Source organism: Agrobacterium sp. MCAB5 (assembly GCF_052114365.1).
Lineage (GTDB): Bacteria > Pseudomonadota > Alphaproteobacteria > Rhizobiales > Rhizobiaceae > Agrobacterium > Agrobacterium tumefaciens.
Window position 1 is genome coordinate 576,748 of sequence record NZ_JBFREP010000001.1, and the last position, 14,712, is coordinate 591,459.

The window sequence follows — 14,712 nt, forward strand, 5'->3', positions numbered from 1 at the left end:
CCATGCCTGCGGCAACACGGCACCTGCCTTTTTAAACTGGCTTTTGTTAAAGCACCCGCACAGGGTGGTGATGGCGGCTTTTCTCCGTCAGGTGCATCAAAACAATTACATCTGCTTCGATTGCGGTGTCGTCATCGCGATGGATGTTCTAGAAAACCGGCGAAACAGGCGGGGACGATATCGCAATGGCCAAGGGTAGATTTGCTTTCGCAAGCGCGCCGGAAAGATCGCTGGCTCTCGGCGAGGTTCATGCGCGGCCGACCGTGCTTCTCGCGCCGTCGCGCATCATCGTCCAGCTTGCCTTCATGATGGATGGCGGTTCTGCCGTGCATCACTCGGTCATTGCGGAAATGTCGCGTAGCCGGGGTGTCGCGCCGCCGGAACGCGATGCCCGCCACCATGCCATGCCCTGGGGGCAGGGCACGCTGCGCTGGGAGCGGCATACCGAATTCTCGACATGGTTCTGGGATGGCCCCGCGCCGGAAAAATTCGGCGGCGATATTGTCGGCGATCCGTTCGGCGACGGTTTTTCACCACCCGGCTCCCTGATATCAGGCATACGGCTGGAAATCCGTCCAGAGGGCGCAACGGCTCCCAATGCGGAGACCATGTTCGAGCCGACGAGCCTCTGTTACAGCGACGTGCGCGACGGGCAGGCGGCGATCCTCACCGATTTCCGTCAGGATCGCGACGGGTTGACGCAGATATTGGTGATCGACCGTGGCTTGAGCGATTACAGCCGCGGTGCGCTGGTGCAGCGGCTGCTGGATATCGAGACCTATCGCACGCTCGCCATGCTCGGACTGCCGATGGCGCAGACGCTGTCGCCGGAAATCCGTCGCATCGAAGATGGCCTGACGGGAATCACCCAGCGCATGAAAAACGGCGCGCGCGACGAGGCCGATGCGCTGCTGGCGGAGATGACCCGGCTTGCGGCGGAACTGGAAGCCAATGCCGCGCTCAGCCTCTATCGTTTTGGCGCCAGCCGCGCCTATGACGGCATCGTGCGTGAACGTATTCGCGCGCTTGCGGAAACGCCCGTTCAGGGGCACGAGACCATGGGCAGCTTTCTGGAAAGGCGTCTGGCGCCCGCCATGCGCACCTGCCAGTCGGTCGAGGAGCGGCAGGCCAACCTGTCGCGCAAGCTCTATCGCGCTACGGCACTCGTCAGAAGCTGGATCGACGTGGAACTGGAACGGCAGAACACGGTGCTCCTGAACACCATGAACAAGCGCGCCGCCATGCAGCTTCGTCTGCAGCAGACGGTGGAAGGCCTGTCGGTCGCCGCCATCTCCTATTATGTCGTCGGATTGATCGGTTATCTCACCAAGGCGATCAGCCACGATGTGCTGCCGGTTGATCCCGCCGTGGTCACCGGCCTTTCCGTTCCCTTTGCCGTCTTTGGCGTCTGGTGGGTGGTGCGCCGCATTCGCCGCTCCCATGTCGAAGGCGGGCACTGAATACCGGCGTCAATCATGCTCCCAATAGGGTGAGGGGCCGTAAAGTCCGGCGAGATAGTCGATGAACAGCCGCACCTTCGCGGGCAGGAACTGGCGGCTTGGATAGACCGCCGACAGCGTGACGTTTCGCGATCCCTCATAGCTGGGTAGAACCTGCACCAGCCGGCCGGCGCGCAATTCGTGGCCGATATCCCAGGTGGAGCGCAACGCAATTCCCAGTCCCGATATCACCGTCTCGCGGATCACTTCGCTGGAATTGGTGACCAGCATGCCTTCCGGGCGGATGCTGAGCGCCCCGCCCGGTCCTTCCAGTCGCCAGATATCGTTGTTGTGGGCCGGCAGGCAGCGGTGCTTCTTAAGGTCCTCGATCGTCGCCGGCATGCCGTGGGCAGTGACATATCCCGCCGAGGCGCATAGCACGCGGCGCACCGGCGCCAGCCGGCGGGCGACGAGGCTGGAGGAATTGAGATCGGCGATGCGGATCGCCAGATCGTAACCGCCTTCGATGATATCGATGAATTCGTCGCTGAGCACCAGATTGACCGACAGGTCCGGGTGGCGCTCCATGAACGTCTTCAGATGCGGCGCAATATGCATGCGACCGAAGGAGGTGGGAGCTGAGATTTTCAGCGTGCCGTTGACGGTGTTTGCGCGCCCAGACACGAAATCCTCGGCATCCTCCAGCCCTTCCAACACGGCAAGTACCCGTTCGTAAAAGCCCTGGCCCGCTTCGGTCAGTGAGATCTGCCTTGTCGTGCGCTGGAACAGCCGTGCGCCGAGCTTTTCTTCCAGCCGCTTGATGCGCTTGGAAATAACAGCGGGCGAATAACCAAGCTCCTTGGCGGCAAGCGACATGCTGCCGGAGGCGGCAACGGTTGCGAAGACCTCCAGGTCGCCCAGATTTGTCACAGTTGCCTCCCGATTATTTCCAGAACGGAAAAAATCCTTAGCATTTGATTGCGCTCCTTCAAAGTGGTAAAGAAACAATACCACTTGGCAAGACGTGCATGGAGGAGGGGGCGGTGACGCAGCCGATCAAGTTTCTGGAGCCGCGTGCGGCGGTTTTATCGAGCCGTGACCGCATCATATCCGATCTGAAGGATATCCTGGCCGAGGACTGTCTCGTGCACGAGCCGCGTGAGCTCGTGCCTTTCGAGACCGACGCTTTCGTCTCCTACCGCCGCCTGCCGCTGGCCGTCGCCTTGCCGAAGACCACCGAAGAGGTCGCAGCGGTGATGAAATATTGTCACCGTTACGGCATTCCTGTCGTGCCGCGCGGCGCGGGCACCTCGCTTTCCGGCGGCGCCATTCCGCAGGAAGATGCGGTGGTGATCGGCCTTTCGAAGATGTCCGCGATCCTCGAACTCGATTTTTACAATCGCACGGCAAGGGTACAGGCGGGCGTCACCAATCTCTCCATTTCCGATGCGGCCGGTGCGGAAGGCTTCTTTTATGCGCCGGACCCAAGCTCGCAGCTTGCCTGCACCATCGGCGGCAATGTCGGCATGAATTCCGGCGGTGCGCACTGCCTGAAATACGGTGTCACCACCAATAATCTGCTCGGCGTAAAAATGGTGCTTGTCGATGGCACGGTGCTGGAGCTGGGCGGCAAGCATCTTGACGCCGCCGGTTACGATCTTCTCGCCCTCATTTGCGGTTCGGAAGGCCAGCTCGGCATCGTCACCGAGGCGACGGTGCGGCTGATTGCCAAGCCGGAGGGCGCGCGCCCGGTACTGTTTGGTTTCGAAACCTCCGAAGAAGCTGGCTCCTGCGTGGCCGATATCATCGGCGCGGGCATCATTCCTGTCGCCATCGAATTCATGGACAAGCCGGCAATCGAGATTTGCGAGGCCTTCGCTAGGGCCGGATATCCGCTGGATGTCGGCGCGCTGCTGATTGTCGAGGTCGAAGGCTCGGAGGCGGAAATGGACGCCATGCTGGCCGATATCGTCGCCATTGCGAAAAAACACGGCGTGAAGACGGTCAGGGAATGCCAGTCGGCCATGGAGGCCGCTGCGATCTGGAAGGGCCGGAAATCCGCTTTCGGCGCAACGGGCCGCATCGCGGACTATATCTGCATGGATGGCACGGTGCCGCTTTCCCAGCTTTCCTATGTGCTGAAAAAAACAAGCGAAATCACCGACCGCCTCGGCCTTCGCGTCGCCAATGTCTTTCATGCGGGCGATGGTAACATGCATCCGCTGATCCTGTTCAACGCCAACGATCCGCAAGACGCCGCCCGGGCCGAAGAGGCGGGCAATGAAATCCTGAAGCTCTGCGTCGATGCGGGCGGTTGCCTCACCGGCGAACACGGTGTCGGCATCGAAAAACGCGACCTGATGCGGCACCAATATGCCGAGGCTGATCTTGCCCAGCAGATGGCGGTTCGCGCTGCTTTTGACGAGGGTTGGTTGATGAACCCTTCCAAGGTGTTTCCGCTGGAGGGGAGGGGATGATGTACTTTAGCTTTGTAGCCTTGGTGGGTGCGGCTCACCCCTCCGTGCCCGGCAGGGCAGAGGAGGGTATCTCTTGCTCGGAGCGCACCCCATGCTGACCCCCTATGCAGAAACCCAGGTCGCCGACATCATCCGCGACCACACAACCCGAAAAACTCCGCTGAAAATCATCGGCGGCAACACCCGCTCCGGTTTCGGCAATGCGGTCGAGGCAGATGAAACGCTTTCCTCCCGCGCAATGTCTGGCATCATCGCCTACAACCCTGCCGAAATGGTCATGACGGTCAAAGCAGGCACACCGCTCGCCACCGTCGAGGCCGCCCTTGCCGAAAACCGGCAGATGATGGCCTTCGAGCCGATGGACCACCGCCCGATCATGGGAACTTCAGGCGAGCCGACCATCGGCGGCGTCTTTGCTGCCAATGTTTCCGGCCCGCGCCGTTATGTGGCTGGTGCGGCGCGTGACAGCCTGCTCGGCATCCGTTTCGTCAATGGAAAGGCGGAAGTCATCAAGGCGGGTGGCCGGGTGATGAAGAATGTCACCGGGCTAGATCTTTCGAAGCTTCTGGCGGGTTCACACGGCACGCTCGGTTTTCTCACGGAAGTAACCTTCCGCGTGTTGCCGAAACCGCCAGCGGAAAAAACCGTGGTTGTCTCCGGTCTGGACGACGAGGCCGCGACGCGGATCATGGCGGCAGCGATGGCGATGAGCGTCGAGGTTTCCGGTGCGGCCCATCTGCCGGAAAGCGTTCGCTCCCATTTCATCGCAGGCGCTCTGCCGGAAGGTCCGGCGACAATCCTGCGGCTGGAAGGGCTCGGGGCTTCCGTCGAGGCGCGCGCGGCGAAACTCCTTTCCGTCATGGATCGGGTTGGCCCATGGGCGCTGCTGGAAGGCGAGGAGAGTGCTGTTTTATGGCGGCAGGTGCGGAATGTCGCGCCCTATGCCGGGCAAGATGCCAAACCGCTCTGGAAAGTCTCGGTCGCGCCGAGCGAAGGCCACAGGCTGGTTGCTGCCTTGCGCATGGAAGCGGGCATCGATGCCTTTTATGACTGGCAGGGTGGTCTCATCTGGATGCAGATGGAGGCGGACCCCGAAGCGAAATTGCTGCGCGGTGCCATCCGCGCGCTCGGCGGCGGGCACGCCACCTTGATACGGGCGAGCGACGCGGTGCGCGCCACCGTGCCGGCATTCGAACCGCGCCCGGCGGCGGAGGCCATATTGTCTGCGCGCATCAGGGAAAAGCTCGATCCGGCGGGCATCTTCAATCCTGGCAAGATGGGAAGGGCCGTCTGAACCATGCAAACATCCTTCACGCCCGAGCAACTGGCTGATCCGCAAGTGGCGGAATCCGAAAAAATCCTGCGCAAATGTGTGCATTGCGGCTTCTGCACCGCCACCTGTCCCACCTATGTCACGCTTGGCAATGAGCTGGACAGTCCGCGCGGCCGCATTTACCTCATCAAGGACATGCTGGAAAATAGCCGCCCGGCGGACCGCGAAGTCGTCACCCATATCGACCGCTGCCTGTCCTGCCTTGCCTGCACCACCACCTGTCCGTCCGGCGTCGATTACATGCATCTGGTCGATCACGCCCGCGCCCATATCGAACAAACCTATAAACGTCCCTTCATGGACCGCCTGACCCGCAATCTTCTGGCTGCAGTTCTGCCTTATCCCGGTCGCTTCCGGCTGGCCTTGCATCTGGCACGGATCACGCGACCCTTCGCCGGTGTGCTCGCGAAGTTTCCCGCGCTGAAACCGCTGCAATCCATGCTCGCTCTCGCCCCGGCTTCCGTGCCCGCCGTTTCAGCTTCTGCCCGTCCGGGTGAACGGTCAGCCGAAGGTGAAAAGCGTGGACGTGTCGCCATTCTTACCGGCTGCGCCCAGCCGGTGCTCGATCCTGGTATCAACGAGGCGACGCTGCGTCTTCTGGCGCGGCTTGGCGTCGAGGTTGTCGTGCCGAAGGGGGAAGGCTGCTGCGGATCGCTGGTGCATCATATGGGGCGCGAGGCTGAGGCGCTCGCCGCCGCCCGCCGCAATGTCGATGTATGGATGCGTGAAATGGAAAATGGCGGCCTCGATGCCGTCATCATCACCGCATCCGGCTGCGGCACGACCATCAAGGACTACGGCCATATGCTGCGGCTTGATCCGGCCTATGCGGACAAAGCCGCACGGGTATCGGCACTCGCGAAGGACATCACCGAATATCTTGCCACGCTCGACCTGCCGCAAAAGGAAAGCCAGGGCCTGACGGTTGCCTATCATTCGGCCTGCTCCATGCAGCATGGCCAGAAGATCACCATGGCACCGAAGCAATTGCTGAAAGCGGCTGGTTTTACCGTCCGCGATCCGGCGGAAGGGCACCTCTGCTGCGGGTCGGCCGGAACCTACAACATCATGCAGCCGGAGATCTCAGGAAAGCTGAAGGCGCGCAAGGTGAGGAACATCGAGGCCACACGCGCGGATGTCATTGCCACCGGCAATATCGGCTGCATCACGCAGATCGCGACTGGCACGGAAATGCCGATCCTGCACACGGTCGAGCTGCTGGACTGGGCTTATGGCGGACCGAAACCCGCGAGGCTTTTGGCCTAGAGCGCCGTTCGCTTGTAAGGGCCATGGGACCCGACACAAGGTTCGGGCCGGTGCGTCGTTCGCTCTGCTCATCCTGTGACAAGCACAGGAGTGAGGTTTGAGGGTAGCTTGGCACCCTGTCGGAAAGCGCCCTCTATTTCCATCCCAGCTTTAGAACTTGTAGGCCACGCCGAAGTTCACCGCATTGGTCATGATATCGGTTTTCAGCTTGCCGCCATTGTCGATATCCACGTCGATAAAGGAGTAGGTGCCTTTATATTCCACGAAGGTCGACCAGTTGTCGGTTATGCGGTAGCTCAGGCCGGCCTGCGCCTGCAGGGTTGCGCCACCGAACTGGTATTCGAAGGTTTTGCCGGAAGCCCGGGTAACCTCCACATGCGGCACGTTGATGCCAACGCCCGCGCCCACGTAAGGCGTCAGGCGCCAGGTCTCCAGCGGGAAACGATAGAGCGCGTTCAGCGTCAAAAGGTTCAGGCCGTCGGTGAACTCGAAATGCGACCAGCCGGAACGCGCCAGCGTCTGGTCGTCGGCATAGACCTTGTCATGGGTGTAATCGAGCGAGATGCCGAGATTGTTGAGCTGGCCTTCCTCGAACCAGTACGTGCCGCGCACCCCCCAATAGGCCGGGCTCGAAAATGACTTGCCTTCCCACCCCGCCCGGAAGTCCGTTCCGTCCGAAACCGTGACATCGCTGTGCGGGGCGCTTTGCCAGCCGCCGTAACCGGAAAATTCAAATTCCCCCGCAATTGCGGAGGAGAAGGAAACGCCGCTGAGCAGCAGGGCGCAAAGAATGGAAACGTGGCGCAGCATGGGGAGAATCCAGTTTGGTGTTGAGGAAACACCAAACCGCTTTTTAGTAACATTTAAATGACAGAAACGAAAAACGGGCGGTCAGTTGACCACCCGTTTCAAGGCCGTTCCATCATCCCCCTGAGAGAGGTCCGGCGCCTGGCGTCCCCCGCCAAGTCTCCTTCAATCAATCTAGTAGCGATTGTACCGCTGCGGGACATCAATTCAAGCGCGATCTGCCGTGGTGTGGGCTGCAAGTCCGCGTATTAGCGGCACCGTTGCCGTCATATCACAATGACGGTTGTTCCGACGTTCACACGCTCGTAAAGATCGGTGACATCCTCGTTGCGCATGCGGATGCAGCCTGAGGAATTGTTGCTGCCGATCGTCCAGGGCTGGTTGGTACCGTGGATGCGGTAAAGCGTTGATCCGAGATACATGGCGCGCGCGCCCATCGGATTGGCAGGGCCGCCTTCCATGAAGGCCGGAAGGTAGTGTCCCTTCGTCGCTTCGCGGCTGATCATTTCTTTCGGGGGCGTCCAGCTCGGCCATTCCGCCTTGCGGGTCACCTTGTGTGTTCCGGCCCATTCGAAACCGGGCTTGCCGACCCCGACCCCGTAACGACGGGCCTTGCCATCCGCCATGACGAGATAGAGGAAGCGGTTCGGCGTATCGATGACGATGGTGCCGGGCTTCTGAGTGGTCTGGTAGCTCACGATCTGAGGCAGGAATTGCGGGGCGATCTGCGTGCGCACCGGCGCATTCGGGCGAACGGCGGCGTTCTGTACCCGGGCCGGGCGCTGCGAGGTGACGCCGGAGCTTGGGCGCTGTGGCATGGCGGCCTGGCGTTGCTGGAAGAAAGGCTGGCGGGCTGCTGGCGCGCGCGGGTAAACCACGGGGCGCACATTGCCGCCACCAAGCTGCGTTACCCAAGGGGCGGAAAGGTCTGGACTGACGACGACAGGCGGGCGCTCCCGGTAACGCTCACCTGCTGCGGCGGCCGGGGCGGCGAAGGTGGAAACGAGGCTCAGCGCCAGAAAAACGGACTTCATCGTCATCGGGTGGACTCTCTCTGCGGTATGTCGCAACAATAGCAATTGCGGGATCATTCGCCCGCCTTGCCGGCTACGTTCGCACCTTGACGCCAGCGAATCGTAAATGGCTGTTCATTAAAAAGCGCTTGATTAGAAAAAGCTGGATTTAAGGTTAGCGACCCGTTTTGAAACGTGGTGAATGAGTGGTAAGTGCGCGCATCACGCCGGTCACGGGCGGGAGCGAAAAAGGGTGGTTGCGGTATGAACGAGGCGGGACTTGAAACGGGCGCGGATGGCCGCGTACGGTGTTTCTGGCAGCAGGGACTTGAGGATTACAGCCGCTACCATGACAGAGAATGGGGTTATCCCGTCACCGACGATCGTCGCCTGTTCGAGAAGATATGTCTCGAGGGCTTCCAGTCCGGCCTCTCTTGGCTGACGGTGTTGCGCAAGCGCGAGGCTTTCCGTCTTGCCTTTGCCAATTTCGAATTCGAAAAAGTGGCGCAGTTCGGTGAAGCCGACATTGAGCGCTGTGTTGCGGACAAGGGCATCATCCGTCATCGCGGCAAGATCGTGTCGACCATCAACAATGCCCGTCGCGCCATAGCGCTCCGGGACGAATTCGGTTCGCTTGCCCATTATTTCTGGGGGTTCGAGCCTTCCGCCGCAGAAAGGCCGCAAAGGCTGGGCTATGCGACGTTAAGGGCCAACCCCACCAGCGACGCGTCCATTCGTCTTTCCAGGGATTTGAAAAAGCGCGGCTGGACCTTCGTCGGCCCGACGACCGTCTATGCATTCATGCAGGCCATGGGTATGGTCAACGATCATATCGAAGGCTGTCATTGCCGTGAGCCGATCGAGGCCATGCGGCGGGAGTTTGTACGTCCATGAAAGCAAAGTCCCTTTTTCTGGCTTTTGCCATGGCCGTGGCGGCCGTGCCGCATCCGTCCTCTGCGGAAAGCCGCAACGTCGACGGCATCTGGCTGGACGACGGCGAAAGGCTCAAGGAAGTTGCCCTGCCGCCCACCGGGCCGCTGAAACTCGATGGCTGGACACGGCGCGGCCGTGGCGATGTCTACCGCCTGAAGGTCAAGGCCGGGCAGACGATGAAGGTCGAGCTTACCTCTTCCAGCGAATTCGTCCTGATGGCGATCTTTGATTTTTCGACGCCGGATCAGGACGCGATCTTTTTCAGCGACTCCGAAGGTAAAATCGCCACGTTGACGCCGAAGGCGGATACCGAATGGCTGATCCGCCCGACGCTTATCCTGGGATCACCGCGTCGCGGGCTCGGCGCGCATTATATCCTGACGGTCAGCACTCAGAAATAACGGCCCGCCGCACCTCAGGCCGTTTGCGTCAGCGCGATCAGGCCGAAGCTCAAGATTCCAAGCAGCACGAGCGAGAGGCTGGCGGCGACGATGACCTTGCCGCCGGCATGGCGAAGGCTGCGAATGTCGACCGACAGACCAAGCGCCGCCATCGACATGATGGTGAGGATGTTGGAGAGCGAGGCGAGGGGGCCTAGCAGAACCTCGGGAATAAGGCCGAAGGAACGGGCCATGATCATCAGCACGAAGCAGATGATGAACCACGGAACCATCTGCTGCAACTTCAGCCGGCCCTTGCCGGACTGGCCGTGGATGACGGAGAGGGCAGCAATGACCGGCCCCAGCATCAGGACGCGTATGAGCTTGACGATTGTCCCGGTCTGCACCGCAACGGCGCCGAGCGGGGCGGTGGCTGCTAGCACCTGCGGTACGGCATAGACCGTCAGGCCGGCGAAGATGCCATACTGGGTGGCATCAAGACCGAGAAGCTGCGGCAGAAACGGCATCAGCAGAACGGCGGCGACACCGAGAACGGCTGTAAAAGCAATCGATGCGGCGACATCTTCTGGCTTGGCGCCAATGGCGGGCGCTGCCGCCGCGATCGCCGAATTGCCGCAGATGGAATTGCCGCAGGCGATAAGGGTTGCGAGTTTGGGTGGCAGCCCCAGCATCCGCCCGGCGGCATAGCTGAAGATCAGCGACAGGGCGACGATGACAGCGATGCCGCCGATCAGCAAACCGCCGGCGCCTTTGAGAATGGCAAGGCTCAAGGATGCGCCAAGAAGCGCCACCGCAATCTCGAGCAGGGTCTTGGCACTGAACTTGATGCCGGCCGAAGCAACCGCTGGCAGCGACACGAGCGAACGCAAAAGCGTACCGATCAGAATAGCCAGCACCAGATCGCCGAGCCATGCATGTCCGGCAAGCCGCACCTGAAAGCGTTCCGCCAGAATGGCAGCGCAACTGACCGCTGCGCAAAGCAGAATGCCCGGCAGAAGCGGGGTCAGCGAGCGAAAAGAAGACTGGAAGGGATGAGTGAGGGTGCGATGCTGTGCCATGGCCAGACAATGCCGGAATGGCCTGTTTTATTCTATCAAATAATATGGCATATATTATTCGATAAAATCGAATGAAAAAGCCATGACCTTCGAACAACTCCGCATTTTCATCGCCGTCGCCGAACGCGAGCACCTGACAAGGGCCGCGCAGGCGATCGGTCTGACCGCTTCCGCCGTCAGTTCTGCTATCAAAAACCTCGAGGCATTTTACAATGTCGAGCTGTTCCATCGCGTCGGCCGCAATATCGAATTGACCGAAAGCGGCCGGGTGTTTCTGGGTGAGGCCAGGGCGACGCTGGCGCGTGTGCGCAGCGCCGAACTGATTCTCTCCGAAATGGGCGGTCTGACGCGCGGCGAAATCACTGTCTGCGCCAGCCAGACCATTGCCAGCTACTGGCTGCCGCCGATCCTCATGCAATTCAAGAAGCTTTATCCGGGTGTTACGCTGAAACTCGATATCGGTAATACGAAAACGGTAACGCAGGCCGTGCTCGATGGGCTGGCTGAGGTCGGCTTCATCGAAGGCAAGATCGACGAGCCGGCGCTGATGGTGCAGCCCGTGGTATCCGACAAGCTTCTGGTCGTCACCGGCTCCGCCCACCCCTTCGCCGACGGCCGTTATCTCACCGCCCTCGATATTCTATACGGAACGTCCTGGGTGTTGCGCGAACAGGGTTCCGGCACCCGCTCCGCCTTCGAGGCGGCGGTGCGGCAGATGGGCGTCGACCCGGCAGATCTTTCCGTTATGCTGGAACTGCCCTCCAACGAGGCCGTGGTGATGGCGGCACGCTCCGGCGGCGCGGCGACGGCGGTTTCCGCCTCCGTCGCTTCCCTCTTCTTACGCCAGGGATTGTTGGTCCGCGCCGGAATCGATCTGCCCGCCCGCAATTTTGCTCTTTTGCGCCACAAGGAACGTCACACCAGCCGTGCCGCCATGGAACTGGAACGCCTCAGCCGTGCCGCCTCGGAGGACTACAAGGCCGGTCTTGCCGGTTTGTAGGTCGAAAGGCCGCGCGGCATTATCGGGATCGCGGCGCGCGGGCAGAGCCTCTCAGGTCAGCTCATGCGCAACGACGTGATGAACGATTCGATAGTCCCTGCTTTCCTCTCCCAACGGAGCGAGTGGCCATTCCCATGCGGCGGCCGGCGCGGACAGATCAACGCCATGCAGCAAGTCCTCGTGCTGGTGCAGGCTGCCGTCTTTGCCGATAACGTCAAAGCATGTGTCCGTTACCAGGCACACCTTGCAGGGAAGGGCGGCCAGCGCATCCAGATGCGTCTGAATGAGCCTCGGCAAAAGGTCATCAGGCGCGCCGGCAATCTTCTCCCGCTCCAGCCGATGCCGCGCGCCGGTGCCGATCTGTGACAGGAGGTTGGCCGATACGACGAAATCCAGATAGGGCACCCGCCGCAGGAACTCGAGCGGTTCCGGTTCTTTACCGGCAACGATATCGTCAAAACCGGAAAGATCGCGGTTGACGATGCGCACATTCTTTTTGGAATTGAAGCGCAGTTTCGCCTGCACGCTGGCAAGATGCACCAGATCGACCAGAACCACGGTATCGAACATCGCCACCAGCGCATCGTATGGCACGTCGCGCAGCAGACCCGACCCGAGCACCACCGCCGTCCGTCTCTGTTTGAGTTTTCTCACCGATTGCAGCACAAATTGCTGGCTGTTGTTTTCATGCTCCGCCCATGCTGTTGCGCAGCGATTGGCGCGCGCCCATAGATTGACGGAATAGCGGATATGCGGCCGGAATGGCTTCGGCGTGGCCGCACGCGTGGCGGCATATTGCAGGGCTTCGAGGATCATTGATGCCTAACGGTAAATTTCTCGGCGATGGCCAATTTCCACCACCAGCACGACAAGCTTGTGGTCCTGTATATCGCAGATGATACGGTAATCGCCTACCCGGTAACGCCAGAAGCTGCCGAGTTCTGAGCCTTGCAGGGCGGCACCTGTCTGGCGGGGATTGTCGAGCGCCGCTACTCTCTCTTGAAGGAAAGCGCGGATACGCTGACGCGTCTGCGGATCGATTTTCCGCATCTCTTTCTGGACAAGAACATCGTATTCAATTGTCCAGATCACGCCAGAACTCCTCGGCGCTTACCACCTTTGATTCACCGCGCTGGATGCGCCGCGTCGCCTCTTCGGCTAGATAGAGATCTTCCATATCCTCAATATGTTTCTCAATCGCCTCGCGGATATAGTATGCGGACGTACGGCCCGTGCGCTCGGAAAGCGCTTTCAGCCGTTCATAGGTCTCGTCCGGCAGGCGGATGGCAGTCTGTTTGCTCATTGCTTGCGCCCTTTTCGACTAAAATGGGATACATGCATCCCATATAGCATTGTTTGCCCCGTGCGGCCAGTAGAACCAGAGGCTTTGCGGCTTGCCGCACCGGGCTTCATCATCTAATACACCGGCATAATTTCAGGAAAATATCGGATCGGCATCATGAGCGAAAAAGCAAAAAAGCCTCAGAAACTGAAAGCCCGCCTGCCGCGTGGCTTCGTGGACCGTTCTGCTGCCGATATCCATGCCACCAATGAAATGATCGACAAGATCCGCAAGGTCTACGAGCTTTACGGCTTCGATCCGGTGGAAACACCGCTGTTTGAATATACCGATGCGCTCGGCAAATTCCTGCCTGATAGCGACCGTCCGAACGAGGGCGTATTTTCGCTGCAGGACGATGACGACCAGTGGATGAGCCTGCGTTACGATCTCACTGCACCGCTTGCCCGCCATGTCGCGGAAAATTTCAACGAAATCCAGCTGCCCTACCGTACCTATCGCGCCGGTTATGTGTTTCGCAATGAAAAGCCCGGCCCCGGCCGCTTCCGCCAGTTCATGCAGTTCGATGCCGATACGGTCGGTGCTGCCGGTGTGCAGGCCGATGCCGAAATGTGCATGATGATGGCCGATACGCTGGAAGCGCTTGGTATTGCGCGCGGTGACTATGTCATCCGCGTCAACAACCGCAAGGTGCTGGACGGCGTCATGGAGGCCATCGGCCTTGGTGGAGAGGAAAATGCCGGTCGTCGCCTCAACGTGCTCCGCGCCATCGACAAGCTCGACAAGTTCGGCCCTGATGGTGTGAAGTTGCTGCTTGGTCCTGGCCGTAAGGATGAGTCCGGCGATTTCACCAAGGGTGCGGGTCTCGGTGAAGAGCAGATCGAAAAGGTTCTGTTTTTCGTCGGCATCAAGGATTATGCGGAAAGCGCCGATGATCTCGCAAAATTGGTTGCGGGCACATCCAAAGGCGCGGAAGGCGTCGATGAACTGAACATCATCGGCTCTCTGGTTTCCGGTGCCGGTTACGATGCGACGCGTATCAAGATCGATCCCTCCGTCGTGCGCGGTCTCGAATATTACACCGGCCCTGTCTATGAGGCCGAACTGACCTTCGACGTCACCAACGAAAAGGGCGAAAAGGTCGTATTCGGCTCGGTCGGCGGTGGCGGCCGTTATGATGGTCTCGTCTCTCGCTTCATGGGTCAGCCGGTTCCGGCAACAGGCTTCTCCATCGGCGTTTCCCGTCTGATGACGGCCTTGAAGAACCTCGGCAAACTCGGTCAGGTCAAGCCGCTCGCCCCGGTTCTCATCACCGTCATGGATGGCGATGTGGACAGCATGGGCCGTTACCAGCGCTTCACGCAGGCGCTGCGTGCCGAGGGCATCCGCGCCGAAATGTACCAGGGCAACTGGAAGAAATTCGGCAATCAGCTGAAATATGCCGACCGTCTCGGCTCCCCCATCGCCATCATCCAGGGTGGTGACGAGCGCGCCGAAGGCGTGGTGCAGATCAAGGACCTGATCGAAGGCAAGCGCCTGTCGGGTGAAATCGAGGACAATGCCAGCTGGCGCGAAGCGCGGGTGGCACAGATCACCGCGCCGGAGACGGAACTGGTGGCGAAGGTTCGCGAGATTCTGGAACATCATGCAGAGGACGTTCGCCGCGCCGCTGAAGGGCGCTGAGG

General features: G+C 60.4%; 15 protein-coding genes. 8 read left to right on the forward strand and 7 right to left on the reverse strand.

From position 1 onward, the window contains the following. Positions 1-185 precede the first annotated feature (185 nt). Positions 186-1,460 carry a DUF3422 family protein gene (locus AB4Z23_RS02790; protein WP_065688321.1) on the forward strand — a complete coding sequence of 425 codons (1,275 nt, stop codon included), beginning with the start codon at positions 186-188 and terminating at the stop codon, positions 1,458-1,460. A gap of 9 nt (positions 1,461-1,469) precedes the next feature. On the opposite strand, the gene AB4Z23_RS02795 is transcribed toward AB4Z23_RS02790, so the two are convergent. Further along, positions 1,470-2,369: a LysR family transcriptional regulator gene (locus tag AB4Z23_RS02795; protein WP_441359989.1), complete on the reverse strand. Its 900-nt coding sequence runs from the start codon at positions 2,367-2,369 to the stop codon at positions 1,470-1,472. A 98-nt stretch (positions 2,370-2,467) separates the two neighbouring features. On the opposite strand from AB4Z23_RS02795, the gene AB4Z23_RS02800 reads away from it, so the two are divergent. The 3 genes from AB4Z23_RS02800 (at position 2,468) to glcF (ending at position 6,515) form a co-directional block, all read left to right on the forward strand. Beyond that, the gene (locus AB4Z23_RS02800; protein WP_404944505.1) at positions 2,468-3,916 is read left to right on the forward strand and encodes an FAD-linked oxidase C-terminal domain-containing protein; all 1,449 of its coding nucleotides are present in this window, start codon (positions 2,468-2,470) and stop codon (positions 3,914-3,916) included. Between the two features lie 91 nt (positions 3,917-4,007). Next, positions 4,008-5,210: a glycolate oxidase subunit GlcE gene (glcE, locus tag AB4Z23_RS02805; RefSeq protein ID WP_441359990.1), complete on the forward strand. Its 1,203-nt coding sequence runs from the start codon at positions 4,008-4,010 to the stop codon at positions 5,208-5,210. 3 nt (positions 5,211-5,213) lie between these two features. After that, a complete protein-coding gene (glcF, locus tag AB4Z23_RS02810) occupies positions 5,214-6,515 on the forward strand; it encodes a glycolate oxidase subunit GlcF (protein WP_113157280.1) in 1,302 nt (433 codons plus the stop codon). Between the two features lie 150 nt (positions 6,516-6,665). Here glcF and AB4Z23_RS02815 read toward each other — a convergent pair whose 3' ends face one another. Both AB4Z23_RS02815 and AB4Z23_RS02820 read right to left on the reverse strand, forming a co-directional pair. Further along, positions 6,666-7,325, reverse strand: coding sequence for an outer membrane beta-barrel protein (locus tag AB4Z23_RS02815; RefSeq protein ID WP_013635541.1), 660 nt, complete (start codon positions 7,323-7,325; stop codon positions 6,666-6,668). A 263-nt stretch (positions 7,326-7,588) separates the two neighbouring features. Next, complete coding sequence (locus AB4Z23_RS02820; protein WP_004432233.1) at positions 7,589-8,362, reverse strand: L,D-transpeptidase; 774 nt, start codon at positions 8,360-8,362, stop codon at positions 7,589-7,591. A 237-nt stretch (positions 8,363-8,599) separates the two neighbouring features. On the opposite strand from AB4Z23_RS02820, the gene AB4Z23_RS02825 reads away from it, so the two are divergent. Further along, the gene (locus AB4Z23_RS02825) at positions 8,600-9,229 is read left to right on the forward strand and encodes a DNA-3-methyladenine glycosylase I (RefSeq protein ID WP_421477887.1); all 630 of its coding nucleotides are present in this window, start codon (positions 8,600-8,602) and stop codon (positions 9,227-9,229) included. After that, positions 9,226-9,669 carry a hypothetical protein gene (locus AB4Z23_RS02830; RefSeq protein WP_038489949.1) on the forward strand — a complete coding sequence of 148 codons (444 nt, stop codon included), beginning with the start codon at positions 9,226-9,228 and terminating at the stop codon, positions 9,667-9,669. Before AB4Z23_RS02825 ends, AB4Z23_RS02830 begins: the two co-directional genes overlap by 4 nt. A 14-nt stretch (positions 9,670-9,683) precedes the next feature. Here the strand turns inward: AB4Z23_RS02830 and AB4Z23_RS02835 are convergent, their stop codons facing one another. Further along, entirely contained in the window at positions 9,684-10,727 is a 1,044-nt protein-coding gene (locus AB4Z23_RS02835; protein WP_019564245.1) for a YeiH family protein, read from the reverse strand. 82 nt (positions 10,728-10,809) lie between these two features. Between AB4Z23_RS02835 and AB4Z23_RS02840 the strand changes: the two genes are divergently transcribed. Further along, complete coding sequence (locus AB4Z23_RS02840; protein WP_004432220.1) at positions 10,810-11,727, forward strand: LysR substrate-binding domain-containing protein; 918 nt, start codon at positions 10,810-10,812, stop codon at positions 11,725-11,727. Between the two features lie 51 nt (positions 11,728-11,778). Here AB4Z23_RS02840 and AB4Z23_RS02845 read toward each other — a convergent pair whose 3' ends face one another. Genes AB4Z23_RS02845 through relB form a run of 3 tightly spaced genes read right to left on the reverse strand, consistent with a single transcriptional unit; the run spans position 11,779 to position 13,030 of the window. Beyond that, the gene (locus tag AB4Z23_RS02845) at positions 11,779-12,543 is read right to left on the reverse strand and encodes a hypothetical protein (protein WP_421477888.1); all 765 of its coding nucleotides are present in this window, start codon (positions 12,541-12,543) and stop codon (positions 11,779-11,781) included. 6 nt (positions 12,544-12,549) lie between these two features. Further along, positions 12,550-12,819 (reverse strand): type II toxin-antitoxin system RelE family toxin, encoded by a 270-nt coding sequence (locus AB4Z23_RS02850; RefSeq protein WP_038489955.1) that lies wholly within the window; start codon positions 12,817-12,819, stop codon positions 12,550-12,552. Next, complete coding sequence (relB, locus tag AB4Z23_RS02855) at positions 12,803-13,030, reverse strand: type II toxin-antitoxin system RelB family antitoxin (protein WP_013635548.1); 228 nt, start codon at positions 13,028-13,030, stop codon at positions 12,803-12,805. The genes AB4Z23_RS02850 and relB overlap by 17 nt, the downstream gene beginning before the upstream one ends. A 156-nt stretch (positions 13,031-13,186) precedes the next feature. Between relB and hisS the strand changes: the two genes are divergently transcribed. Then, positions 13,187-14,710, forward strand: coding sequence for a histidine--tRNA ligase (gene hisS / locus AB4Z23_RS02860; RefSeq protein WP_111796762.1), 1,524 nt, complete (start codon positions 13,187-13,189; stop codon positions 14,708-14,710). Positions 14,711-14,712 lie beyond the last annotated feature (2 nt).

Bases quoted from the DNA above. Each gene is read 5' to 3' on its own strand.
- AB4Z23_RS02790 (WP_065688321.1), top strand. From the start codon at position 186: ATGGCCAAGGGTAGATTTGCTTTCGCAAGCGCGCCGGAAAGATCGCTG.
- AB4Z23_RS02800 (WP_404944505.1), top strand. From the start codon at position 2,468: ATGGAGGAGGGGGCGGTGACGCAGCCGATCAAGTTTCTGGAGCCGCGT.
- glcE (WP_441359990.1), top strand. From the start codon at position 4,008: ATGCTGACCCCCTATGCAGAAACCCAGGTCGCCGACATCATCCGCGAC.
- glcF (WP_113157280.1), top strand. From the start codon at position 5,214: ATGCAAACATCCTTCACGCCCGAGCAACTGGCTGATCCGCAAGTGGCG.
- AB4Z23_RS02815 (WP_013635541.1), bottom strand. From the start codon at position 7,325: ATGCTGCGCCACGTTTCCATTCTTTGCGCCCTGCTGCTCAGCGGCGTT.
- AB4Z23_RS02820 (WP_004432233.1), bottom strand. From the start codon at position 8,362: ATGACGATGAAGTCCGTTTTTCTGGCGCTGAGCCTCGTTTCCACCTTC.
- AB4Z23_RS02825 (WP_421477887.1), top strand. From the start codon at position 8,600: ATGAACGAGGCGGGACTTGAAACGGGCGCGGATGGCCGCGTACGGTGT.
- AB4Z23_RS02830 (WP_038489949.1), top strand. From the start codon at position 9,226: ATGAAAGCAAAGTCCCTTTTTCTGGCTTTTGCCATGGCCGTGGCGGCC.
- AB4Z23_RS02835 (WP_019564245.1), bottom strand. From the start codon at position 10,727: ATGGCACAGCATCGCACCCTCACTCATCCCTTCCAGTCTTCTTTTCGC.
- AB4Z23_RS02840 (WP_004432220.1), top strand. From the start codon at position 10,810: ATGACCTTCGAACAACTCCGCATTTTCATCGCCGTCGCCGAACGCGAG.
- AB4Z23_RS02845 (WP_421477888.1), bottom strand. From the start codon at position 12,543: ATGATCCTCGAAGCCCTGCAATATGCCGCCACGCGTGCGGCCACGCCG.
- relB (WP_013635548.1), bottom strand. From the start codon at position 13,030: ATGAGCAAACAGACTGCCATCCGCCTGCCGGACGAGACCTATGAACGG.
- hisS (WP_111796762.1), top strand. From the start codon at position 13,187: ATGAGCGAAAAAGCAAAAAAGCCTCAGAAACTGAAAGCCCGCCTGCCG.